This is a genomic window from Micrococcus sp. (assembly GCF_034179925.1).
Taxonomy (GTDB): Bacteria; Actinomycetota; Actinomycetes; order Actinomycetales; family Micrococcaceae; genus Micrococcus.
Window position 1 is genome coordinate 22,247 of the sequence record NZ_JAXFPG010000040.1, and the last position, 23,512, is coordinate 45,758.

Annotated in this window: 19 protein-coding genes; 5 read left to right on the plus strand and 14 right to left on the minus strand. The window is 73.5% G+C overall.

What is annotated here, in order from left to right; genetic code table 11:
- Nucleotides 1–12 precede the first annotated feature (12 nt).
- The 5 genes from SPI96_RS08025 to SPI96_RS08045 all read right to left on the minus strand — a co-directional run bounded on the left by SPI96_RS08025 (nucleotide 13) and on the right by SPI96_RS08045 (nucleotide 4,579).
- Nucleotides 13–1,251 carry a pyridoxal phosphate-dependent aminotransferase gene (locus tag SPI96_RS08025; RefSeq protein ID WP_321081845.1) on the minus strand — a complete coding sequence of 413 codons (1,239 nt, stop codon included), beginning with the start codon at nucleotides 1,249–1,251 and terminating at the stop codon, nucleotides 13–15.
- A 91-nt stretch (nucleotides 1,252–1,342) separates the two neighbouring features.
- Nucleotides 1,343–2,515: a glycine betaine ABC transporter substrate-binding protein gene (locus tag SPI96_RS08030; RefSeq protein WP_321081846.1), complete on the minus strand. Its 1,173-nt coding sequence runs from the start codon at nucleotides 2,513–2,515 to the stop codon at nucleotides 1,343–1,345.
- A complete protein-coding gene (locus SPI96_RS08035; RefSeq protein WP_321081847.1) occupies nucleotides 2,512–2,994 on the minus strand; it encodes an NUDIX hydrolase in 483 nt (160 codons plus the stop codon). Before SPI96_RS08035 ends, SPI96_RS08030 begins: the two co-directional genes overlap by 4 nt.
- Before the next feature lie 56 nt (nucleotides 2,995–3,050).
- The gene (locus tag SPI96_RS08040) at nucleotides 3,051–3,935 is read right to left on the minus strand and encodes a hypothetical protein (protein ID WP_321081848.1); all 885 of its coding nucleotides are present in this window, start codon (nucleotides 3,933–3,935) and stop codon (nucleotides 3,051–3,053) included.
- A gap of 5 nt (nucleotides 3,936–3,940) precedes the next feature.
- Complete coding sequence (locus SPI96_RS08045) at nucleotides 3,941–4,579, minus strand: GNAT family protein (RefSeq protein ID WP_321081849.1); 639 nt, start codon at nucleotides 4,577–4,579, stop codon at nucleotides 3,941–3,943.
- 121 nt (nucleotides 4,580–4,700) lie between these two features.
- Here SPI96_RS08045 and SPI96_RS08050 point away from each other — a divergent pair, with 121 nt between their 5' ends.
- Complete coding sequence (locus SPI96_RS08050) at nucleotides 4,701–5,390, plus strand: 5-formyltetrahydrofolate cyclo-ligase (RefSeq protein WP_321081850.1); 690 nt, start codon at nucleotides 4,701–4,703, stop codon at nucleotides 5,388–5,390.
- A 66-nt stretch (nucleotides 5,391–5,456) separates the two neighbouring features.
- The gene (locus SPI96_RS08055) at nucleotides 5,457–5,687 is read left to right on the plus strand and encodes an FmdB family zinc ribbon protein (protein WP_321081851.1); all 231 of its coding nucleotides are present in this window, start codon (nucleotides 5,457–5,459) and stop codon (nucleotides 5,685–5,687) included.
- Nucleotides 5,688–6,027: 340 nt separating this feature from the next.
- Here the strand turns inward: SPI96_RS08055 and SPI96_RS08060 are convergent, their stop codons facing one another.
- The 5 genes from SPI96_RS08060 to SPI96_RS08080 all read right to left on the minus strand — a co-directional run bounded on the left by SPI96_RS08060 (nucleotide 6,028) and on the right by SPI96_RS08080 (nucleotide 14,203).
- Nucleotides 6,028–9,801, minus strand: a complete 3,774-nt coding sequence (locus tag SPI96_RS08060; protein WP_321081852.1) for a hypothetical protein — start codon at nucleotides 9,799–9,801, stop codon at nucleotides 6,028–6,030.
- Nucleotides 9,802–9,932: 131 nt separating this feature from the next.
- Nucleotides 9,933–11,552: a glutamine-hydrolyzing GMP synthase gene (gene guaA / locus SPI96_RS08065; RefSeq protein ID WP_321081853.1), complete on the minus strand. Its 1,620-nt coding sequence runs from the start codon at nucleotides 11,550–11,552 to the stop codon at nucleotides 9,933–9,935.
- A gap of 23 nt (nucleotides 11,553–11,575) precedes the next feature.
- Nucleotides 11,576–12,109, minus strand: a complete 534-nt coding sequence (locus SPI96_RS08070; protein ID WP_321081854.1) for a DUF3817 domain-containing protein — start codon at nucleotides 12,107–12,109, stop codon at nucleotides 11,576–11,578.
- The gene (locus SPI96_RS08075; protein WP_321081855.1) at nucleotides 12,090–12,986 is read right to left on the minus strand and encodes an SURF1 family protein; all 897 of its coding nucleotides are present in this window, start codon (nucleotides 12,984–12,986) and stop codon (nucleotides 12,090–12,092) included. The genes SPI96_RS08070 and SPI96_RS08075 overlap by 20 nt, the downstream gene beginning before the upstream one ends.
- Nucleotides 12,987–13,066: 80 nt before the next feature.
- A complete protein-coding gene (locus SPI96_RS08080) occupies nucleotides 13,067–14,203 on the minus strand; it encodes a GuaB3 family IMP dehydrogenase-related protein (RefSeq protein WP_321081856.1) in 1,137 nt (378 codons plus the stop codon).
- A 313-nt stretch (nucleotides 14,204–14,516) separates the two neighbouring features.
- Here SPI96_RS08080 and SPI96_RS08085 point away from each other — a divergent pair, with 313 nt between their 5' ends.
- Nucleotides 14,517–15,218 (plus strand): hypothetical protein, encoded by a 702-nt coding sequence (locus SPI96_RS08085; RefSeq protein ID WP_321081857.1) that lies wholly within the window; start codon nucleotides 14,517–14,519, stop codon nucleotides 15,216–15,218.
- Between the two features lie 156 nt (nucleotides 15,219–15,374).
- Here the strand turns inward: SPI96_RS08085 and guaB are convergent, their stop codons facing one another.
- A complete protein-coding gene (gene guaB / locus SPI96_RS08090; protein WP_321081858.1) occupies nucleotides 15,375–16,919 on the minus strand; it encodes an IMP dehydrogenase in 1,545 nt (514 codons plus the stop codon).
- A 191-nt stretch (nucleotides 16,920–17,110) separates the two neighbouring features.
- On the opposite strand from guaB, the gene SPI96_RS08095 reads away from it, so the two are divergent.
- Entirely contained in the window at nucleotides 17,111–18,556 is a 1,446-nt protein-coding gene (locus SPI96_RS08095; protein ID WP_321081859.1) for a dicarboxylate/amino acid:cation symporter, read from the plus strand.
- Between the two features lie 136 nt (nucleotides 18,557–18,692).
- Nucleotides 18,693–19,622 (plus strand): hypothetical protein, encoded by a 930-nt coding sequence (locus SPI96_RS08100; RefSeq protein ID WP_321081860.1) that lies wholly within the window; start codon nucleotides 18,693–18,695, stop codon nucleotides 19,620–19,622.
- Between the two features lie 204 nt (nucleotides 19,623–19,826).
- Here the strand turns inward: SPI96_RS08100 and groL are convergent, their stop codons facing one another.
- The 3 genes from groL to SPI96_RS08115 all read right to left on the minus strand — a co-directional run bounded on the left by groL (nucleotide 19,827) and on the right by SPI96_RS08115 (nucleotide 23,495).
- A complete protein-coding gene (gene groL, locus SPI96_RS08105; protein ID WP_321081861.1) occupies nucleotides 19,827–21,434 on the minus strand; it encodes a chaperonin GroEL in 1,608 nt (535 codons plus the stop codon).
- A 119-nt stretch (nucleotides 21,435–21,553) separates the two neighbouring features.
- The gene (gene groES, locus SPI96_RS08110; protein ID WP_321081862.1) at nucleotides 21,554–21,850 is read right to left on the minus strand and encodes a co-chaperone GroES; all 297 of its coding nucleotides are present in this window, start codon (nucleotides 21,848–21,850) and stop codon (nucleotides 21,554–21,556) included.
- A 256-nt stretch (nucleotides 21,851–22,106) separates the two neighbouring features.
- Nucleotides 22,107–23,495, minus strand: coding sequence for a class I SAM-dependent methyltransferase (locus SPI96_RS08115; protein WP_321081863.1), 1,389 nt, complete (start codon nucleotides 23,493–23,495; stop codon nucleotides 22,107–22,109).
- Between the last annotated feature and the right edge of the window lie 17 nt (nucleotides 23,496–23,512).

The following is a 23,512-nucleotide window of genomic DNA, read 5'->3' on the forward strand; positions in this document are numbered from 1 at the left end:
CCCGGCCCGGTCTCAGCCACGGCGCTCCCGCCAGTCCTGGAGGAAGTCCTCCAGACGGTCTAGGGCGATGGTCAGGTCCTCCACGCTGGGCAGGGTCACCAGGCGGAAGTGGTCGGTGTCCGTGTGGTTGAAGGCCCGGCCGTGCGAGACCAGGATCTTCTTGGACCGCAGCAGCTCGAGCACGAAGCGCTCATCGTCCTTGATGCCGTAGACCTCCGGGTCCAGGCGGGGGAACAGGTAGAGCGCGCCCTGGGCGGGGTGCACGGTGACGCCGGGCATCGCGGCCAGGCGACGCTGGGCGTAGTTGCGCTGCTCGAGCAGGCGCCCGCCGGGGCGGATGAGGTCGTTGATGGACTGGTAGCCGCCCAGGGCCACCTGGATCGCGTGCTGGGCGGGCACGTTGGCGCACATGCGCATGTTGGACAGCAGGGTCAGGCCCTCAAGGAAGTCCCGGGCGCGGTGCTTCGGGCCGGAGACGGCCACCCAGCCCGAACGGTACCCGGCCACCCGGTAGGCCTTGGAGAGCCCGGAGAAGGTGAGGGTGACGACGTCGTCGGAGAGGCTGGCCGTGTTGATGTGCTCGGCGTCGTCGTAGAGGATCTTCTCGTAGATCTCGTCCGAGAGCAGCAGCAGGTTGTGGCGGCGGGCCACGTCCACGAGGGCCTCGAGCACCTCACGCGAGTACACGGCACCGGTGGGGGTGTTCGGGTTGATGATCAGCAGGGCCTTGGTGCGCTCGGTGACCAGCGACTCGATGTGCTCGATGTCCGGCTCCCAGCCCTGCTCCTCGAGGCAGCGGTAGTGCATGGCACGGCCACCGCAGAGCGTGGTGGCCCCGGTCCACAGCGGGTAGTCGGGGGCGGGGATGAGGACCTCATCGCCGTCGTCCAGGAGGGCCTGCAGCACCATGGCGATCATCTCGGACACGCCGTTGCCGATGAACACGTCCTCCACACCGATGTCCCGGATGCCACGGGACTCGTAGTACTGGGAGACGGCGGTGCGCGCCGAGTAGATGCCCTTGGAGTCCGAGTAGCCCTGCGCGTGCGGCAGGTGCTGGTACATGCCCTGGAGGATCGCGTCCGGGGCCTCGAAGCCGAACGGGGCCGGATTGCCGATGTTCAGTTTCATGATCCGGTGCCCGGCCGCTTCCATCCGCTGGGCCTCCTCCAGGATCGGGCCGCGTACGTCGTAGCGCACGTTCAGCAGCTTGGAGGACTGACGGATCTGGCGGGGATCGGAGGTGACCATGCACACCATCATGGCACTGCGGAGCGCGAAAGAGTGCTCTTTGTCACCCTTCAATCTCGGCGGCGGGCGTGCAGGCCCCGGCCGGCGGGCCTCAGAACCAGGAGCCCTGCGGGGCGATCCACCCCTCAGGCGCCACCTCGAGCCCCTGTGTGACGAGCCAGTACTGGGCGGCGTCCTCGGCCGAGAGGGCGTCCGGGCCGGAGGTGACCCGGGCCAGGACGGTGAGGGCCTCGGCGTCGAGGGCGTCCAGCACCTCCTTCAGGGCGGCCTGGGCGTCGGCGTCGAGGGCCTCGGGCTGGGCGAGGGCGGCGATCCGCCCACTGGGCAGCACACCGGTGGCGTCGCCGAGGAGGACGAGGGCGGAGGGGTCGAGCTCCGGGTCCGTGGTGTACACCAGCCCGGCCCGGGCCTCGTCCACGATCAGGGGGGCGGTGACGTCCTCGGCCGCGGTGGACCACGACGCCGGCCGGCACCCGGCGAGCGCGCCCAGGCGCTCGTACAGCAGGGAGGTGGCGCGTTCGAGCTCCGGGGCCTGGCCCAGGTGTGTGGGCACCGCGACGGTCTGCTGCACGCAGTGGCCGTTGAGGTCGTCCATGGAGTCCATCTGCCCGCGGGCGGCGGTGGCCGCGGTGACGGCCACCCCGAGCTGCAGGACGGCCGGGCTGGAGGCCAGCACCTCGGGGGCCTGCTCCCGGCCCGGCAGGGTCGGCTTCGGGGACGGGGACGCGGAGGCCTCGGCGCTGCCCGGGGGCAGGGCGACGTCCACGCCAGCGGCAGCACGGGCCAGACCGGCCTCCACCACACGCTCGGCCTCCTCTGGACCACCGGCACGGGGGGCCCGCCCCAGGGGCAGTGGGGAGGGCGAGGCTGTGCCGGAGGCGGGCACAGACGGGGCCGCCGGTGCCCCGGTGGCCGAGCCGGCCGCCGTGGGGGCCGGGAGCATGCCCGCCGGGTCCGCCTCGAGGGCCAGGCGCAGGGTGTCCACCACGGCCACGGAGCCCTCCCCGGACACCGTCCACGGGCTCGCACCCTCCGGGGCGGCCTGCACCGGGTGCCCGCGGTGGCGTAGATGACGCTCGACGACGGCCGCCACGGCCTGCTCCAGGCGGGTCTGACCCGCGGTGACCGTCACCGGGGAACCGGTGGGGGCCGCCGTCGTGGGGGCCGGGGCGGGACGGCCGCACCCGGTGAGGACCAGCGCACCGGCCAGGGCCAGGGCCGCAGGGCGGGCCAGGAGGCGCGCGGCGGACGGGCCGCCGCTCATGCGGTCCTTCCCCCACCGGGCAGGGCGACACCGGCCAACGCCAGCGCACTGGTGACCCACCAGACAGTGGGCAGGGAGGGGACCTCGGCCAGGGGGAACCAGCGGGCGTCCACGGTGGAGCCCTCCGCCTCCGGGCAGAGGGTGCCGCCGGTCAGGCGCGCACCGAAGTACACCTGCACGGTCAGCAGCGGCAGCTCCTTGTGGCCCAGGCGCCGTGCCGCCGGGACGTCCCCGGTGGTCACGCCCAGCAGGCCGGTGAGCTCGGCGCTGAAGCCGGTCTCCTCGAGGACCTCCCGCACGCAGGCCTGCTCCGGGCTCTCGCCCAGCTCGATGCCGCCGCCGGGCAGGGTCCACCGCAACCCGTCGGGGCCGCGCCAGGCGGTGAGGAGGACGGCGTCGTCCTGCAGGACGAGCGCATAGGCACCCGCCCGCGTCTCGAACGCGGGCGGCGGGGCGGGGGAAGTCTCCGGGCGGGGCACGGCGCCCAGTGTAGGCGCATATTCCCGCCCGGGGCAGGGGGCTCCGGGTGGCGGGGTCAGGAGGCCCTGCGGCGGGCCAGCACCGAGTCCAGGTCCAGGGCGGTGACCTCGGCGGAGTCCTGCTCCTCGGCGAGGCGGTCCGCCTCGGCACGGGCCTCAGCCTGGGCGCGCTCGGCGACGATCCGCTCGCGGTGGTCGGCGCCGGCGCCATCCTTGAGGCGGGCTGTGGCGGCGGGCACCGGCTCGGCGGCGTAGGGCTCGGGCACGGCGCGCTCCACCACGGGTGCATCCAGGTAGGTCGGGCGGGGCACGGAGGTCACGGCCACGGCGGGGGCCGGAGCTGGGGCAGCGGCCGGACGTTCCGCGGCGGCCACGGGAGTGGGGGCGGCGGCCGTGGCGGGGGCGGCAGGCTCGTCCCGCAGGGCCAGGACGGTGTCGAGGATGCGGCGGTCCCGGGCCGGGTCCGCCGTGGGCCCCGCTGCGGGGGCGTCCGCGGGGGCGGCGGCCTCGTGGGCCTGCTCGGCGGGGGCGGCACCGGAGTCCCGAGAGATCAGGGCGGCGAGCGTGCCGCCGGCGGCGAGGGCCACCACCCCGGCGACGACCGCCACGGAGGTGAGCGAGACCCCGGTCAGTGCGGCCACCGCGGTGACAGCCGCCACCGTGAGGGCGAGGACGGCCACCGCGGCCAGCGCGGTGCGCTCCCAGCGCACGTGGAAGCCCCGGCCTCGCCGGTGCGTGTCAGGGGTGTCAGTCATCTCGGTCCTCTCGAACGACGACGTCCGAGCCGCCCGGGCGGCGGCGCGGTCACGCAGCAGGGACGACAGGCGCCAGATGCCCACCGTCAGGGTGGCGAGGATGACGGCGGCGGCGTTCACGCTCGCCTCGCCGAACACGCCGAGGGCATCCCTCAGCTGTGCCCACAGGGTGTCCCACGCGTCCATGGGTCTCAGCCTACCGGCCGTGAGGCCAGCCATCGGGCGAGCAGGCCCTCGGGCACCTCCTCGGCGGTGACGGCGAAGCTGCGGTGGTCCCGCCAGGCGCCGTCCACGTGGAGGTAGGCGCGGCGCAGCCCCTCCTCCCGGAGCCCCAGCTTCTCCACCACGCGCAGGCTGGCGCGGTTCTCCGGGCGGATGTTCACCTCGACCCGGTGCAGGCCCAGCCCGTGCAGGGCCCAGTCCACGCACATGGCCACGGCGGTGGGGGCGATCCCCTGGCCGGCGTGACGGCGGTCGATCCAGTACCCCACAGCCCCCGAGCGCACGGAGCCGTACTGCACCCCGCCCAGGCTGAGCAGGCCGATGAGCCGGTCCCTGCCGGGGGCGTCCTCGTCCAGGGCGATCCCCCATGTGTAGGAGGTGCCGGCCCTGGCCTGGCGGCCGTGCCAGCGCACAATCTGCGCGAAGCTCGCCGGGGCCGTCCCCGGCACGGGGCTGGTGGCGTCCCAGGGGGTGAGCCAGTCCGCGTTCACACGGCGCTGCTCCTCCCAGGCCCGGCGGTCGCGACGGGTCAGCGGCCGCAGGGTGAGCGTCCCGTGCCGCAGAGCGACGGGCCAGGACGCATGCCGGGAGGAGCCGTTCAGGGTCATGCGCCCGATCCTAGGTGTACCCGGCCTGCCCGTTCCCCGGCGGACCCGGCAGGATGGTCCTGTGCCACCCGTTCCCCCCGTCAGCCCTCCCTCCCCCGCATCCGTGCCCACGCCCGAGCCCATGCCCGCGCCCACGCTCATGCCGGCGCAGGCCGGGGACGACGTCGCCGCCGCCAAGGCGGCCCTGCGCACCCGGGTGCGGGCCCGGCGTCGTGCGCAGGACCCGGGTGTGCGTGCCGCCGAGGCCGAGGCCGCCGCAGCCCACCTGATGGGCTGGCTCGGCCCGCGCCTAGCCGCCGCGGCCGCGCAGGGTGGGGGCCGGCCCACCGTGGCCACCGTGCTGCCGATGCCCACCGAACCGGACACCGGCCCGCTGCGGGCCAGACTGCACGCGGCCGGGGCACGGATCCTGGTGCCCGTGATCGCCCCGGAGCGCGGCCTGCTCTGGACCCCGTGGACGCCGGGCGTGCCGGTGGCCCGGGCCCGGCTGGCCCCCGTGGACGAGCCCGTCGGCCCGCGCCTGGGCCCGGAGTCCCTCGCCGGGGCCGTGGCCCTCGTGCTGCCCGGGTTGGCCGTGGACGGCGCCGGGATGCGCCTGGGCCAGGGCGGCGGCTACTACGACCGCCTGCTGGCCGGGATGGACGCCGCCGTGCCGCGGATCGCGCACGTGTTCTCCCACGAGGTGTTCCCGGCCGGGGCCGTGCCCACCGAGGCCACCGACGCCCCCGTGGACGCCGTGGTGACCGCGGCGGGCCTGCACTGGTTCGGCGGAGGCCACCTCGGTTCCGGGGACGGTGCCGGCGCGGAGTAGCATCGGGGGCTGTTCTGTCTCCGCACCGCCGCCACGAGCGCGGCCACCCGCCCAGAGAGGCCCGCCATGCCCACCTACGCCTACCGCTGCAGGGACTGCGGCCACGCGTTCGACGCCGTGCAGTCCATCACCGAGGACGCCCTGACCGAGTGCCCCGTGTGCGGGGGCACGCTGCGCAAGCACTACGGCTCCGTGGGCGTCACTTTCAAGGGCTCGGGCTTCTACCGCACCGACTCCCGGGGCGGCACCGGCGGCTCCGGCGCGTCCACGACGTCGTCCGCCGCCTCCGGCTCCTGACGCACCCCATCCCTGCCCCGGCGCGGCGTTCGGCCCGCCCGGGCGGGGGGCCGGTCACCCCCAGTGCGGGGGGCGCTGCGCCAGCAGCCACCGGCCCCGCTCGTCCAGGGCGGCAGGCTCCTCGGCCACACCCGCCCCGGTCAGCGCACCTGCCGCCGGCTGAGCGCCCGGCAGCACCGGCTCAGGCCCATCCGCCGACGCCGGCCCCGTGCCGGGTGCGTCCGCGCGCCGGGGGCCCCGCCGCCGTCGCCCCGCCGGGGTTTGTGGCCCCTGCGCGGTCAGGTGCCTGCGCTCGTCTGCGGGCCCCGGCATGCCTCCGGGCTCGCTCCCGGACCGGGCGTCAGTCGGCATCCGAGGCCGCCGCGGCGTCGTCGTCCTCGTCCGGCTCCTCCAGCGGCAGCCCCAGGCGCTCGGCGAGCCGGTCGGCCACGGCCTCCGGGTCCGCGAACACGTCGATCGCCCACAGGGTCACCGGATCCCAGCCGCGCTCCTCGAGCCGCTCAGGCAGGCGACGGGAGCGCTCGCGCACGCTCATCGCCCGGTAGGCGTCGCCGCCGTCGCCCAGCAGGGCCAACGGGCGGGACCGCCCCCGCGGGCCCCGGGCGTCCGCGGCCGCCAGATCCATGAACCCGGCGTGACGCGCCGCCACCACGGCCCCGTGCTCCACCAGGCGGTCGCGCAGGTCCGTGAGCAGCGGATCCCGGGTGGTCCCCGGCTGCACCGAACGCTCCTGGCCCAGGTACACCTCCAACAGGCGCAGGAACCACAGGGCCCCGCCGTCCAGGCGCTCCTCCTCCAGGTCCGAAGCCCGCAGCGCTGAGACCAGGTGCAGACGGGTCCGCGCCCGGGTCAGGGCGATCGTGAGCATGCGCTCACCGCCCGGATCCGAGACCGCCCCGAAGTGGTGCACCACCCGCCCGTGCGGGGTGCGTCCATAGCCGGGGGTGAGGAGCACGGCGTCGCGCACCACCGACGCGGCACGGGTCACCGGGACGATCACGAACGGCTCCCCCGGGGCGGCGTCCTCACCCCGGCCACGGGAGAGGAACTCCGCCGCCCACGGCGCCTGAGCCGCGGTGGCCTGCACAGCAGCGGCCACCCGGCGGGCATGCTGCTCGGATACCGTGACCACCGCCAGGGACTCCTCCGGGCGGTCCCGGATGTGCTCGAACACGCGCCGCACGGTGCGGGCCACTTCGGCGTCCGTGGACTCGACCACGTCCCCACCGGTCATCGGGATGCCGATGCCGTCCTCCACGTACTCCGCGGTGACGTTCCGCCCCCGGTCCGTGAACTCCCCGGCCGAGGGGACGGCGTCGAGCTCGTTGCCGTAGGCGAGGGCGGAGACCAGGCGGACCAGGCTGCGCTCCAGCGGCCGGTGCACCTGGCGCAGGGTCAGGCGCGGCAGCACCTCGGCCAGCCCGGCGTGGGCCGAGCGCAGCGGGCGCAGCGGCCCCGCGGTGGCGGTCGGGTCCACGGACACCTGGAAGGACTGGGGCCGGCCGATGGCCGGGTCGCCGAACGCCACCACCTGCGGGGCTCGGGTGAGGGCGCCCACGACTGCGGCCAGCGCGGACACGTCCGCCTCCAGCAGGATCACCACGTCCGCCTGCCACTCGGCGGGGAACGCCGTCAGGGCCATCGGGGAGGTCGTCACCACGGGCACGAGCGGCTGCAGCACCTCGGGGGCCAGGGTGGCCAGGGCCTCCACGGTGGGACGGCCCTGGCGCAGCAGCGAGCGCAGCACGGAGGCGTCCGCCCGGTAGGTGCCCAGCGCCGCACGCCAGCGCTCGGCCAGCACCGCACCCAGCCGCTGGGCGCCGGCGGCGAGGTGGGCGCGGTCGGCCTCGCGGAAGTCCCGCTCCGCGGCGGCGAGGTCGTCCCCGCTCATCATGGCCAGGAAGTCGTCCCCGGAGATCATGGCCTCAAGGGCGGACTGCCACCAGGCCAGCTCGAGCTCGCCGCGCAGCCGGTCCGCAGGGACCTCGCGGGTGTGGAGGTCCTCCAGCAGCTCGGCCAGCCCGTGGTCGCGCAGCTGGTCCAGCACGAGGGTCCGCTCGGGCAGGGTGGTCAGCGTGGGGCGGTCGGCCACGAGGCCGTCCACCACGGCCATGAGCTCGTCCAGGCCCCGGTCCGTCAGGGGCGTGCGGGCGGTCGCCTCGGGGGCGAGCACCGCGGCCAGGCGGTCCAGCCGGTCCACCACCTCGGCCACGGACTCCCGGGCCCGCTCACCCTGGTCCGGGACCGCCGGCAGGGAGGAGGGGTCCGCGGCGAGGCGACGCCAGTCGGCGAGCACCTCCTCAACATCCAGCATCTCCTGGTGCAGGTCCGGGGGCTGGTGCCCCGGGCGCACGGCGTCCTTGGCCTGGCGGCGCAGGCGGGAGCGGGCCACCGAGGACATCTCCACGAGGTTCGTCCGGCGCCACTGGCTCGAGGCGGTCGCGGCCACCAGCTGCGGCACGTCCAGGGTGAAGACCTCCGGGGACATCATCGCCAGGCAGCGGGCGGTGCGGGCGTACAGGTCCACATGCTCGGCCCAGTCGGCCACGGTGCGCGGACGGCGCAGACCGGCCTGCTCGGCGGCGGTCTCCACGGTGCGCCGGGTGGTGTGCAGCAGGGCCGAGAGCTCCTCGACCAGCTCCCCGGCCACCTCCGTCTCCTGCACGTTGCGCACACGGGCGCCGAACCAGCGGCTCCGGGTGGCGTCGTGGTCGAAGGCGCCGAGCTCGCCGGCACGCACCAGCTGCTCGGCCACAGCCTGCCGGTTCACGGTGGCGTCCAGCACGGAGCGCTTGAGGCGCACGGTGGTGGACGGCGGCGTGTCCAGGCCGGTGAGCGCGGCCAGGGCCTGCATCGCCTGGAACGGGGAGCAGCCCCAGCGCGGGCGCACATGGTGCAGGGACTCGACGTGCTCGCGCAGGCGGCGGCGGCGCTCCACCAGCTCGACGTCGGCCCGGGCGCGGTCCGGTTCGGAGGCCCGCTCGGCGCGCAGGACGCCGGCCACGAGCTGGGCGCGCAGGCGCTCCGGGTCCGCGTGGGCGGGCACATCCAGCACGATGTCCCGCAGGCCCGCCTCGGCGAGGCGGTCGTGGACGTCGCTGAGCGCGGTGGCGCGCTCGGCCACCACGAGCACCCGACGCCCCTCCCAGGCCAGCGCGGCCGCCAGGTTCGCGGCGGTCTGGGTCTGGCCGGTGCCGGGGGCGGCATCCACCACGAGGGACCGGCCGGCGAGGGCGTGGTCGAGCACGCCCTGCTGGGAGGTGTCGGCGTCGAGCACCAGGCGCTCCTGGGCGGGCTCGCGCTCGTCCACCGGGGGGAGGTCCGTGGAGCCCAGGGCGGGCGGGCGCGGCACCATGCCCGTGCCGGCGTCGTAGAGGGCCTGCACCACCGGCAGCTCTTCCAGGGACTCCGGCAGGGAGGCGGTGTCCCCGAGGTCCGCGAACGTGGACACCAGCAGGCGGTCGGTCACCTGGAGGTCCTCGATGGCCGCGGCCTCCTCGCGCAGACGGGCCAGGGCCGGGGCCGGCTCCATGCGGGCCATCGCATAGGCGGCATCCCGGTAGGCCTCCGCATCCAGACGGATGCCGTGGTGCCGGCGCAGGTTGCGCTGCAGTGCCGGGTTCAGACGCGCCGGCTCGGTGATCTGCAGCTCCACCTCGTCCCGGCCGCGGGCCCCGCGGCGCACAGTGAACGCCAGACGCGCCAGGAGCACGGGCGCGGTGCGCCGCTCCCGGCGGCCGTCCTCGTGCGCGCTCCAGGTGGCCACGCCCACGGCGAGCGCGCCGACGTCGATCCCCCGCTCCTCCGAAAGACGACGCACGGCCGAGCGCAGGGCGTGGGCGACCTCCTGGGCCTGGTCCAGGGCCGGTCCGGCCGGCAGCAGCGTGGACAGGCGGGTGCGGCGGCCGAGCAGCAGCTGGGAGAGCCCGGAGGTGGAGGCATCCGTGAGGTCGATGCTGTTCGCGGCCGAGGGGGCGAAGCGCAGCATGGTGTCGCTCTCGGCCCCCGTGCCCAGCGAGGCCACCCACGCGGCGGGATCGGGGCGCACAGTCTCCTCGGCGGGCCTCGCCGCGGCACGGGCTCGGGCCAGGCGCGGGAACTCCTGATCGGTCACGTGGGGTCCTTCCTCTGCGGACCCGGCCGGGGACGTCCGGCCGGGCTGCTGCTCGTCACAGGACCGGGGCGGGCCCGGCCGGGGGTGCGGGCCGGCCCTGAGGCCGGCCCGCACGCGGCGTCAGGCGCCGCTCACTCCCACTCGATGGTTCCCGGGGGCTTGCTGGTCACATCGAGCACCACCCGGTTGATGCCGTCCACCTCGTTGGTGATCCGGTTGGAGATCCGGGAGAGCACCTCGGCGGGGATGCGGGCCCAGTCGGCGGTCATCGCGTCCTCGGAGGTGACCGGGCGCAGCACGATCGGATGGCCGTAAGTGCGGCCGTCACCCTGCACGCCCACCGAGCGCACATCCGCCAGCAACACCACCGGGCACTGCCAGATCTGCCGGTCCAGGCCGGCGGCGGTCAGCTCCGCCCGCACGATCGCGTCCGCCTGGCGCAGCAGGTCCAGGCGCTCCTGGGTGACCTCACCGATGATGCGGATGCCCAGGCCCGGGCCCGGGAACGGTTGACGGTGCACGATGCCCTCGGGCAGGCCGAGCTCGGCACCCACGGCACGGACCTCATCCTTGAACAGGGCGCGCAGCGGCTCGCAGAGCTCGAACTCGATGTCGTCCGGCAGACCGCCCACATTGTGGTGCGACTTGATGTTCGCGGCACCGTCGCCGCCGCCGGACTCCACGACGTCCGGGTACAGGGTGCCCTGCACGAGGAAGCGGACCTCGGTGGCGTCCGGGTCGTGCTCGGACTCCAGCACGATGTCCGCCTGCGCCCGCTCGAAGGTGCGGATGAACCGCTCACCGATGATCTTGCGCTTGCGCTCGGGATCCGTGACGCCCTCCAGCGCGGAGAGGAAGTCCTCACGGGCGTCCACCATCACCAGGCGGGCACCGCCGTGGGCCTCACCGAACGCCTGCTCGATCTCCGCAGACTCACCCTCACGCATGAGGCCGTGGTCCACGTAGACGCAGGTGAGACGGTCACCGATGGCACGCTGCACCAGGGCCGCGGCCACAGCGGAGTCCACACCGCCGGAGAGACCGCAGATGGCGCGCTTGTCCCCGATCTGCTCACGGATGCGGGCGACCTGCTCCTCAATCACGTTCTCGGCGGTCCAGTCCGAGGCGAGGCCGGCGCCGTCGTGCAGGAAGTGCTCGAGCACCTCCTGGCCGCGCTGGGAGTGGCCCACCTCCGGATGCCACTGCACACCGAAGATCCGGCGCTCGCGGTCCTCGAAGGCGGCCACGGGGGCGCCGGCGGTAGTGGCGGTCACCGTGAAGCCCTCGGGGGCGGCGGTGACGGCGTCCCCGTGGGACATCCACACGACCTGGTCGAGGTCCTGACCGGCGAAGAGCACGGAGTCGGCGTCCATCTCAGTGAGGCGGGTGGAGCCGTACTCGCGGGTACCGGTGCGGGCCACGGTGCCGCCGAGCGCGTGCGCGATCGACTGGAAGCCGTAGCAGAGGCCCAGCACGGGCACGCCGGCCTCGAGCAGGGCGGGGTCCAACTGGGGGGCGCCGGCCTCGTATACAGAGGAGGGGCCCCCGGAGAGGATGAGCGCGGCGGGCTTGCGCGCGAGGACCTCGTCGGCGGGGGTGGAGGCGGGCACCACCTCCGAGTAGACATTGGCCTCGCGGACACGCCGGGCGATGAGCTGGGCGTACTGCGCGCCGAAGTCCATCACCAGGACGGTGGGCAGGGTCTCGCTCAGCGGGGCGGGCTGGTCCGGGGTGGGTGCGGTCTCGGTCACCCGACCAAGGATAGTCGAGGGCGTCAGTACCGTCGGGCGGCCTCGGGGCGCTCGGCCAGCTCGCGCCGGACCGCGGCCGTCATACGCTTCTCCACGATGAACGAGAGGAAGGGCACGACGCCGCCGCCGGCCATCGCCAGCAGGCGCATCGGCTCCCAGCGCATCAGCGACCACAGCCGGAATGAGGCCAGCAGGTAGCCGACGTACATCCAGCCATGGGCGATGAGGATGAGCAGGGAGAGGTTCACTCCCCCGGTCACCGAGTCCTCGGGGTGGAGGCCGAGGGTCACCGGGTCCCCGTCCACGGTGGTGCCGCCGGCGTAGAGCTCGAGCCCGAACCCGTGCTTGAACACCATCTCCCCCACCAGCAGCAGGAGCATGACGCCGGTGATCCACGCGCAGACCACGTAGAGCCCGGAGGCCGAGCGGATCTGCTGGGGTGTGCCAGCGAACCGGCGCCGCTCCCGCCCGGGCCGCGGGGGCGGTTCGGGCAGGTCGGCTTCGGTGATGTCCTCGGGGTCCGGCAGATGGGCCGGGTCAGGATGCGGGGTGGTCATCGGTTCTGCTCCTCTCCTGGGCCTGCAGGGCCCTCTGCTTGGCCTGGCGTGCCGCCTCCCGGCGTCGGGCCAGCTCCTCGGCGCGCCACTGCGCGGCCCACTGCTCGTCCAGCTCGATCTCCCGCAGCTCGCGCTCGTGGTCGTCCCGCACGAACCGCCACCACAGGAACAGGGCGAAGCCCGCGAAGAGCACCCATTCGACCCCGTAGAAGACGTTGAGCCACACGACCTGCCGCTCCTCCGGCTGCGGGGCCACCCACACGGGCTCCAGGCCGCCGGCCGCGGCACCGGCGCCCATCTCGGCCCCGGCATCTCCCTCTGCCCCGGAGGGGCCGGTCACGGAGAAGGCCGCCACATAGGCGGCGTAGGCGGGCATGTCCCAGGCGTTCACCAGCTGCGCTGGGGAGAGCGTGGCGTACAGCGGCCGGCCGGCGGTGTCCTCACCGGGGGCGGGGGCCGGCTGCGGGGCGTCCGGGGGCAGCAGGCGCCCGGTCACGCGCACGGTCCCGGCCGGGGCGGGGTCCACGACGTCGGCCCGCGCGGACCAGCCGCGCACCACCGGCACGGTGCGTCCGTCCTCAGCACCGTCCACCCGGAAGGCGGTGACGGTCCAGTACCCGTCCTCGCCGTCCCGCAGGCGGGAGCCGATCAGCACGTCTGTGCCGGGGAGGAACTCGCCGTCCACCCACACCACCTGGTCTGCCTGGGCACCCGTGACGGGCTCACCCGGGCGCAGGTGCCCTGTGAGCGGCACGGCGTTCTCGGTCTGGGCCCGGGGCGGGGGTGCGGCGGACTCGGCCGCCTCGAACTGCCACCGGGACAGCCCCACAAACACACCCGCAGCCGCGAGGGCCAGCAGCAGGCTCAGCAGCCACACGGGCTTGAGGGCGGTGCGCAGCAGCGGTATCAGCCCCTTCGGGTGGCGGGCGGTCGGGGGTCAGGCGGTGTGGCCGGGGGTCAGGCGGTGTGGCCGGGGGTGACGAGCACCTCGACCTTCTGGAAGTCCTTGAGCTCGGTGTACCCGGTGGTGGCCATGGCACGCTGCAGCCCGCCCATGAGGTTGGAGGTGCCGTCGGCGTGGTGGCTGGGGCCCCACAGGACCTCCTGGAGCGGGGCGACCTGCCCCACGTGGGTGCGGTGCCCGCGGGGCACCTCGGGGTGGGCGGCCTCCATGCCCCAGTGCCAGCCGCGGCCGGGCGCCTCCTCAGCGCGGGCCAGGGCGGCGCCGAGCACGACGGCGTCCGCACCCATGGCGATCGCCTTGACGATCTCGCCGGAGGTGCTCACACCGCCGTCGGCGATCACGTGCACGTAGCGGCCGCCGGACTCGTCCATGTAGTCGCGGCGGGCCTCGGCGATGTCCGCGATGGCGGTGGCCATGGGGACGCGGACCCCCACGGCGCGGCGCGTCGTCCGGGAGGAGCTGCCGCCGAAGCCGACGAGCACGCCCGCCGCGCCCGTGCGCATCAGGTGCAGGGCCGGGGTGTAGCCGGCCACGCCGCCGACGATCACGGGCACGTCGAGCTCGTAGATGAACTTCTTCAGGTCCAGGGGCTCGTTCGTGGTGGACACGTGCTGCGCGGACACCGTGGTGCCCCGGATCACGAACAGGTCCACGCCGGCGGCCAGGACGGTGTCGGAGAACTCGCGGGTGTTCTGGGGGGTCAGGGAGCCTGCCACCACCACGCCGGCTTCGCGCATCTCAGCCAGACGGCGGGTGATCAGCTCGGCCTGGATGGGGGCGGCGTAGATCTCCTGCAGCCGGCGGGTGACGGCGGAGGGGTCGGTCTGCGCGTCGAGGGAGGCGATCTCCTCGAGCAGCGGGGCCGGATCCTCGTGGCGGGTCCACAGGCCCTCGAGGTTCAGCACGCCGAGGCCGCCGAGGCGGCCCAGGGCGATGGCGGTCTCCGGGCTCATCACCGAGTCCATCGGTGCGCCGATCACGGGCATGCCGAACGTGTAGGCGTCGATGCGCCAGGACAGGTTCACGTCCTGCGGGTCCCGGGTGCGCCGCGTGGGCACCACCGAGACATCATCGAAGGAGAAGGCCTGTCGCGCGCGCTTGCCGCGTCCGATCTCGATCTGGTTCGTCACCGTCCCAGCGTAGCCCAGCCCCTGGCACCAACGGCCCGGTGGTCGGCGCGGGTCCCGGGTCCGCCCTGTTGCGTGAGACTCGCCGAGGAAGCCTGGCCACAGACCGGGGGCCTCGGTAGGGTCGGCGACCGAACCCCGTGTCACCTCCGTGAGACGCCCCCGCCCGCCATCGCCTCCGCGCCGCGGACGGGGGCGTCCGCATGTGGCCGCGGGTTCACCGCCTCCTCGTCGGTCGTCGGTCTTTCCGGCTCGACGAGGCCACGTCCGCCACCCTCCCGGATCTCTCTGGTCCGTCCATCCCCTAGGAGCTCTCGTGACCTCGTTCGCCTCTCGTCTCTCCGGCGGCCTCGCCGCCCTCACCCTGCTCGCCGGCGGTCTCACCGCCACCGCTCTCGCACCCGAGGCCTCCGCCGCCCGGGCCTGCACCGGGACGCTGTCCTCCACGGTGGTCTCCGGTGACCTGCATGTACCTGCCTCCGCCCGCTGCACCCTGAACGGCGTCACCGTGCGCGGCAACGTGACCGTCGCCCGCGGCGCCACCCTCGACATGACCGGCGGCCGCGTCGACGGCAACGTGCAGGCCACCGGCCAGCGCCTGCTGCGCGCCCACGCCACCCGCGTCGACGGCGACGTCCAGGTGGAGCGCGGCGGCACCGTGACCACCACCCGCCTCCGTGTGGGCGGCAACGCCCAGTTCAGCCGCATGGGCGGCACGGTGTCCCTCTCCTGGGCCCGCATCTCCGGCGACATCCAGCAGGACTCCTCCCTGCGCAACCGCCTGATGGCCCGCTCGTCCGTGGTGGGCGGCAACATCCAGGTGAAGGAGTCCGGCCACGCGGCGGTGGGCCGCAATACCGTGGGCGGCGACGTCCAGGTGGAGAAGAACGGCGGTTCCCTGTACATCCAGGGGAACCGCGTGGACGGCAACCTCCAGTGCACGGAGAACCGCTACGCCCCCACCGGCGGCGGCAACGTGGTCCGCGGCTCCAAGGAAGGCCAGTGCCGCGGCCTCTGACCCCGCGAGAGCCGGCCTGACCCCGCGTGAGCGCGCCTGATCCGGAGCGGACTCCGCACAGCACGGCGCCCCCGTCCACCAGGGACGGGGGCGCCGTGCTGTGCTGCGCGCGTCAGCGGTGCAGCGCGCGGTGTCGGGCCGCGTGCCGGACCGTGGTCAGCGGGTCCGGTAGTTCGGGGCCTCGACGGTCATCATGATGTCGTGCGGATGGGACTCCTTGAGCCCGGCCGCGGTGATGCGCACGAACCGGCCGTTCTCCTTGAGCTCGTCCACCGTGGAGGCGCCCGTGTAGAACATGGTCTGGCGCAGGCCACCCACGAGCTGGTGCACCACGGAGGCCAGCGGGCCGCGGAAGGGCACCTGCCCCTCGATGCCCTCGGGGATCAGCTTGTCCTCGTCCGGCACGTCGGCCTGGAAGTAGCGGTCCTTGGAGAAGGAGCGCTTGCCGTTGCGGGTCTGCATGGCCCCCAGGGAGCCCATGCCGCGGTAGGCCTTGAACTGCTTGCCCTGGTAGAACACGAGATCGCCCGGGGACTCGGCGGTGCCGGCCAGCAGGGAGCCGAGCATCACGGACTCGGCGCCGGCCACGAGGGCCTTGCCGATGTCGCCGGAGTGCTGCAGGCCGCCGTCGGCGATCAGCGGGACCCCCGCCGGGCGGGTGGCCTTCGCGGCCTCATAGATGGCGGTGACCTGGGGCACGCCGACGCCGGCCACCACGCGGGTGGTGCAGATCGAGCCCGGGCCCACGCCCACCTTCACGGCGTCCGCGCCGGCGTCCACGATGGCCTTGGCGCCAGCGTAGGTGGCCGCCTGGCCGCCGATGACGTCCACGTGCGCGGCCGCCTTCTCCTTCTTCAGGCGGGCGATCATGTCCAGCACGCCGTGGGTGTGGCCGTTGGCGGTGTCCACCACGAGGGCGTCCACACCGGCCTCCACGAGGGTCATGGCGCGCTCCCAGCCGTCACCGAAGAAGCCGACGGCACCGCCCACGCGCAGGCGGCCGTCGTCGTCCTTGGCGGCGTCAGGGTACTTCTCGGCCTTGTCGAAGTCCTTGATGGTGATCAGGCCGGTGAGTCGGCCGTCGCCGTCCACCAGGGGCAGCTTCTCCACACGGTTCTTGGAGAACAGGTCCAGGACCTCGTCTCGGGTGATGCCGTCGCGGGCGGTGACCAGCGGCATCGGGGTCATCGCGGTGTCCACCGTGCGGGTCTGCCACTGCTCGTGGGGGATGAAGCGGGTGTCCCGGTTGGTGATGATGCCCAGCAGGGTCATGTCCGCGTCCACCACGGGCAGGCCGGACACGCGGTACTGGGCGCACAGCTCGTCGAGCTCGGCGAGGGTGGCCTTCGGACCGATGGTCACCGGGTCGGTGATCATGCCGGACTCGGAGCGCTTGACAGTGTCCACGTGGCGGGCCTGGTCCTCGATGGACAGGTTGCGGTGGATGATGCCCATGCCGCCCTGGCGGGCGATCGCGATGGCCAGCGGGGCCTCGGTAACGGTGTCCATGGCCGCGGACACCACGGGGATGTTCAGGCGGATGTTGCGCGTGAGCTGGGTGCTCGTGTCCGCCTCGGCCGGGATCACGTCGGTCGCGCTCGGCAGCAGCAGGACGTCGTCGTAGGTGAGGCCGAAGAAGCCGAAGGGGTCGGCGGCGGAGTGGACGGGCTCGGAGGACGGGCCGGTGCTGGTGGGGTTCACGCGGGGCCTTTCGCTTCAGGGGTGGGCATGCGCCCATCCAGTCTAGGCCCGTCGGGGTTCCGGAGCGTGGGCGGAGCCACGGTGGGAGGCAGGTGCGGACGACGGGATCGGCGCGAGACCGGCGTCACACGTGTGTCACAGTGAGACGGCGCTGATCCGACCCATGGTAATGGAGGGCCTAGTCTCATGCGATGACTTCACGCACGCTCCCCTCCGCGGAGGGCACGACGCCGGCCCCGGCGGCCCGCCGTCGCCTTCCCTCTTGGACCACGAACTTCGGCACGCAGATCGCTGCGGCCCTCGTGCTCGGCCTGCTCCTGGGACTGGCCGCACGGGGCATGGGCCACACCGAGGACTCCCCCGTGTGGCTTGGCGAGACCCTCTCCCTGATCGGCTCGGTGTACGTGAGCCTGCTCAAGGCCGCCGTGATCCCGTTGGTGTTCTTCGCCGTCGTCGCCTCCATCGCGAACCTCGCGCAGGTGACGAACGCCGCGCGCCTGGCCGCCAAGACCCTGCTGTGGTTCGCCGTGACCAGCCTGATCGCCGTGCTCATCGGCCTCGTGCTCGGTGTGGTCATGCAGCCCGGGGTGGGCACCGGGCAGAGCGCCCCGGACTCCTACCAGCCCCGGGCCGTGGGCTGGCTGGATTTCCTCACCTCCATGGTGCCGGCGAACTTCCTGGGCCTGTCCGTGCGCGCCTCCGCCGGGGACGGCGGCGCCCTGACTGCCACCCCGTCCTTCAATGTGCTGCAGGTGCTGGTGATCGCGATCGCCGTGGGCGTGGCCGCCCTGAAGGTGGGCGAGAAGGCTGAGCCGTTCCTGGTGTTCTCCCGCTCCGTGCTCGCGGTGATCCAGAAGGTGCTGTGGTGGATCATCCGCCTCGCCCCCATCGGCACCGTCGGCCTGCTCGGGCACGCCGTGGCCACCTACGGGTGGTCCACGATGGGCACCCTCGCGAAGTTCGTGCTGGCCGTGTACCTGGGCCTGGCCCTCGTGATGCTCGTGGTGTACCCGCTGCTGGCACGCCTGCACGGGCTCTCCGCGCGGCAGTTCTTCACGGGTGTGTGGCCCGCGTTCCAGATGGGCTTCGTCTCCCGCTCCTCGCTGGGCACCCTTCCCGTGACCCAGCGGGTGACCGAGCGCAGCTTCGGCGTGCCCACCGGCTACGCCTCCTTCGCCGTGCCGCTCGGGGCGACCACCAAGATGGACGGGTGCGCGGCCATCTACCCGGCCGTGGCAGCCGTGTTCGTGGCGCAGTTCTACGGGATCGAGATGACCCTGGGCCAGTACGCCCTGGTGGTGCTCGTCTCCGTGCTGGGCTCCGCCGCGACTGCCGGCACCACGGGCGCCACCGTGATGCTCACCCTGACGCTGTCCACCACGGGCCTGCCCCTGGAGGGCATGGCACTGCTGCTGGCTGTGGACCCGATCGTGGACATGGGCCGCACCGCCGTGAACGTCGCCGGCCAGGCGCTCGTGCCCACCCTCGTGGCCAGCCAGGAGGGCATCCTCGACCGCAGCCGCTACGACGCCCCGCGCACCGACGTGATGGCAGACGAAGAGGAGGGCATCGTGGAGGCCCGGCCGGAGCAGGCGGCCGGGCGGGAGCCGGAGCGCACCGCGGGGACCGTGGGGTGATTCACAGAAGGTCCGCTCTGGATACGTTCGAGGACAGGTCGGGTATACTGAATCGGGTGAGCGGGCTGTGACGCCGGCTCTCACCCTTGACCGCCACCTCGAGGCGGCGTTTCCTCGCGACCTGAGAAGGAATCCTATGACTCAGAACATCTCCCGCCGCTCCGTGGCCAAGGGTGCGGCCTGGTCCGTGCCGGCCGTGGCTGTGGCCGTGTCCTCCCCCGCCCGCGCCGCTTCGCCTTCGCCGGTGCTCGGCTGCTCCGCCGCGAGCGTCGCCGCGATCGACCAGGCCTTCACCAACGCTCTGGCCGCGGCACAGGCCGTGACCACGCCCCTGTTCGAGCTGAACTTCTACCACCCCGGCAGCCAGCTGGACGGGAGCGACCAGCACGTGTACCTCAACGTGAAGAACATCTCGGGCGTGGAGCAGCAGATCGACTACACCAACCGCCTGGCCTTCACGGTCGAGACCCGCGCCGCCGCCACCGCTCCCAACGCCAACGACACCCGTGACGGCCGCGCCGTGAACTACATCACCTCCTCGTGGGGGCAGTTCCAGGTCAACGGTGGCCAGTGGCGCCCCGCGAACACCTACGCCAACAACACGAATGACACGAAGCAGCCCAACGTGCGGGACAGCTCGTGGGTGCAGGCCCAGGACGCCCTCGAGCAGCGCATCCTGTGGGAGTTCTACGGCGGCTCCCTCGCCGCCAGCGGCGGAGCTGCGGAGATGGACCTCGACATCTACTTCCTCTACGGCGACGAGTGGAAGGGCGGTCGGTTCTACAACAATCCGCAGTACATCCAGGTCACCCCGACCGTCAACCCCGCGGTGGCCCTGGCTCCGACCCTGGCCGAGACCGGTGCCGAGGCTGCCTGCCAGGCGTACTACGACCAGAAGCTGGCCGAGTTCGACGCCGCCACGCAGGGCACCCCGGCTTCCCGCTTCGTGATCAACGGCCCGATCTCCGGATCGCAGCAGATCAACGTGGGCGACACCTTCGACTCCCGCACTACCGGCAACTTCGCCCCGTCCGCGCTGAACGGCGCGAAGAACGGCATCTTCTGATCCGTCCGCGCTGAGCCGCCCGTCCCACGGAGCGGCGGAGCACGCAGGTCAGGGCCCTGCACACCGTCAGGTGTGCGGGGCCCTTCCGCATGCCCGCGCCCAGGCCCCGATCACCGCACCTGAACACAGCCACGGCCCCGCCCCTGATCAGGTGCGGGGCCGTGCTGCACTCCGGGCCGGTGGGGCCCGGAGCAGGAAAGGGGGTCAGTGCTGGTGACCGGCCTCAGCCTCCTCGGCGGGCTTGTCCGCCACGAGGGTCTCGGTGGTGAGCACGAGCGCCGCGATGGAGGCGGCATTGGCCAGCGCGGAGCGGGTCACCTTCACGGGGTCGATCACACCGTCGGCGATGAGGTCCCCGTACACGCCGGTCTTGGCGTTGAAGCCGTGGTTCGGCTCCAGCTCGGCCACCTTGGAGACCACCACGTAGCCGTCCTCACCCGCGTTCTGGGCGATCCAGCGCAGCGGCTGCTTCAGAGCCTTGCGGACGATCTCCACACCGGCCGCGGCGTCGCCCGTGAGGGCCTGGACGTCAGCGTCCTCGTCGAGCACGGCCAGCGCGTTGATCAGGGCGGTGCCGCCGCCAGCGACGATGCCCTCCTCCAGGGCCGCACGCGTGGAGGACACGGCGTCCTCGATGCGGTGCTTGCGCTCCTTGAGCTCCACCTCGGTGGCGGCGCCCACACGGATCACACCGATGCCACCAGCGAGCTTGGCCAGGCGCTCCTGGAGCTTCTCACGGTCCCAATCGGAGTCCGTGGCAGCCACCTCGGCCTTGATCTGGGCGACGCGGGCATCCACGTCGGCCTTCTCGCCGCCGCCGTCCACGATGGTGGTGTTGTCCTTGGACACGGTGATGCGGCGGGCGGAGCCGAGCACATCGAGGTCCGCCTGGTCCAGCTTCATGCCGAGATCCGGGGAGACCACGGTGGCGCCGGTGAGGATCGCGATGTCCTGCATCATGGCCTTGCGGCGGTCGCCGAAGCCCGGGGCCTTCACGGCCACCACGTTCAGGGTGCCGCGGATCTTGTTCACCACAAGGGTGGACAGGGCCTCACCCTCGACATCCTCGGCGATCACGAACAGCGGCTTGTTGGCCTGCAGCACCTTCTCCAGCAGGGGCAGCAGCTCCTGCACGTTGGAGATCTTGCCGGAGTTGATCAGCACGTAGGCGTCCTCGAGCACGGCCTCCTGACGCTCGGCGTCGGTGACCATGTACGGGGAGAGGTAGCCCTTGTCGAACTGCATGCCCTCGGTCACGTCCAGCTCGGTGGAGGTGGTGGAGGACTCCTCGATGGTGATCACGCCGTCCGTGCCCACGGTGTCGAAGGCGCGGGCCAGCAGCTCGCCGACCTCGTCGTTCTGGGCGGAGATGGCGGCCACGTGGGCCACCTCCTTGCCCTCCACGGGGCGGGCGTTCTCCTGCAGACGGGCCTCGACGGCGGCCACAGCGGCCTCGATGCCCTTCTTGACCTCGTTCGGGGCGGCACCGGCGGCCACCTGGCGCATGCCCTCGTTCACGAGGGCCTGGGCCAGCACGGTGGCGGTGGTGGTGCCGTCGCCGGCGATGTCGTTGGTCTTGGTGGCGACCTCCTTGGCGAGCTGGGCGCCCATGTTCTCGTACGGGTCCTCGAGCTCCACCTCGCGGGCGATGGTCACGCCGTCGTTGGTGATGGTCGGGGCACCCCACGCCTTGTCGAGGACCACGTTGCGGCCCTTGGGGCCGAGGGTCACCTTGACGGTGTCGGCGAGCTTGTCGATGCCGGCCTGGAGGGCACGGCGCGCGTCATCGTTGAATGCCAGCTGCTTGGCCATGATGTGCGCTCCTTTCGGTGCTGCGGATCTGAGGAGTTCGGGGGCTCACCGCGCCGGGCGCGGGAGCACGGACGCGTGGGGCCCGGGCCGTGAACCGGTCCCGGGCCCCACGCGGAGCATCACTTGGCGACGACGGCCAGGACGTCGCGGGCGGAGAGGACCAGGTACTCCTCGCCGCCGACCTTGACCTCGGTGCCGCCGTACTTGGAGTAGAGGACGACGTCGCCCTCGTTCACGTCCACGGGCACGCGGTTGCCGTTCTCGGCCACACGGCCCGGGCCCACGGCCACGACCTGGCCCTCCTGCGGCTTCTCCTTGGCGGTGTCCGGGATGACCAGGCCCGACGCGGTGGTCTGCTCGGCCTCCAGCGGGCGGACGACGATGCGGTCCTCGAGGGGCTTGATGGAGACAGACATGGCTGCACACTCCTTCTGTTCGTCGTGCGACGACGGCGGCAGGGCCGGCGTCGCGGTGTCAGGCTTGCGGGTGCCAGGACGGTGAGACCCGGCGTCGTCGCGGTGCCGCTGGGCCCTTCCTCAGGCTTGGCACCCGGTCTGCCCGAGTGCCAATGCCGACTCTAGCGCGGGGTTGGCACTCGCACCAAGCGACTGCCAGGGTTCTGCCAGGGGCGGAGCCGGAAGCCTCCCCCGAGACCCGGTGAGGCCGGGGCACTCAGCGAGCGCCGCCGTCGTCCAGGGGCTCAACCTCCAGCGCGTACCGGCCCTCCCCCACCCGGGCGAGCACGAGGGTGGCGTGGCGGCCACCGCGCGAACGCCCCGAGCCGAGCACCCGGGCACGCACCTGCTCCGGGGCCAGGGCCACCCCGCGCTTCTTCACGTCCAGGCGGCCCACCCCGGTCTCCGCCGCCCACCGCTTGAGCGCCTTGAGGTTGAGGTCCTGGACGGCCAGCACACGGTAGCGCCGGGCAAGCGGATGCGCGGGCACCTCCGGGGCCGTCAGATAAGCCAGGTGCTCGTCCAGCAGACGCACCTCGGGCCCGAGCCCCACCGCGAGATCCGTCACCAGGCCCGCCCGGATCACAGCACCGTCCGGCTCGAGCAGCAGGTGCCCCACCAGCCCCGCCATACCCTCCTCCCCCACCGCGGAGACCGCCGGGGACCCCCCAGGCGGTTCAGCGCTGACAAGCTCCGCGGAGCAGACCTGACCCCCGCGGGTGTCCAGGGCGAGGGCGGCCCGGCGCACCCCGGGGCGACGGGCCGCACCGAACCACAGCACCGCCTCCGTGACGTCCCCGTCCACACTGACCCATTGGGCCTCGGCCTCCGGGGAGAGCGCCTCATGCGGGATGCCGGGGCCGAGCTTCACGCCCACCGTGCAGCCGCGGGCGGCGAGGGCCTCCACGAAGGACAGCGGAGGGGAGAACGCCTCCGGGTCGAACACCCGGGCCGTGCCGCCCCCACCGATGCGCCGCCGGGCCGGGTCGAGCCACACCGCCTCCCCGGGAGCGGGCTCGGCCAGGTGCTCGCCGGCCCACGCGACGGCGTCACCGGTCTCCACATGCGCGCCCGCGTGTGCGGCGAGGTTCGCCGCCGCGGCTGCGGCCACCGTGGGATCCTTCTCCACCGCGGTCACCTCGAGCCCGGCACGGGCGAAGGCGAGGGAGTCCAGGCCGAGCCCACAGCCGAGATCTGCCACACGCCGGGCGCCCGCCTCGCGCAGACGCTGAGCGTGCACCCGGGCGACCACCGGGCGGGTGGCCTGCTCCAGGCCGTCCCGGGTCAGGAGCAACCCGGCGGCGTCCTCCCCCAGCTTGGCCCGTGCGCGGGCCCGGAGCCCGGCCTGGGTGAGCACTGCGGCCACCACGTCCGCAGAGTGTCCCAGAGCCCGCAGGCGTGTGGACACAGCCAACGGATCCTGGCCGGAGACATCCCCGAGCTCATCGAGCAGCGCCCGACCCTCCGACGTCAGCACCGGTTCCAGGCGCGTGGGGTCCGCCTCCGACTCGGCGGCCCGAGGCCCTGCGGCGGGGGTGCGGCGCGAGGGACGAGAGGCGCGGGAGGCGACTCCACGGGACCGGCGGCCTGGGTGTGAGGGAACCATGCCACCCACCCTAGGAT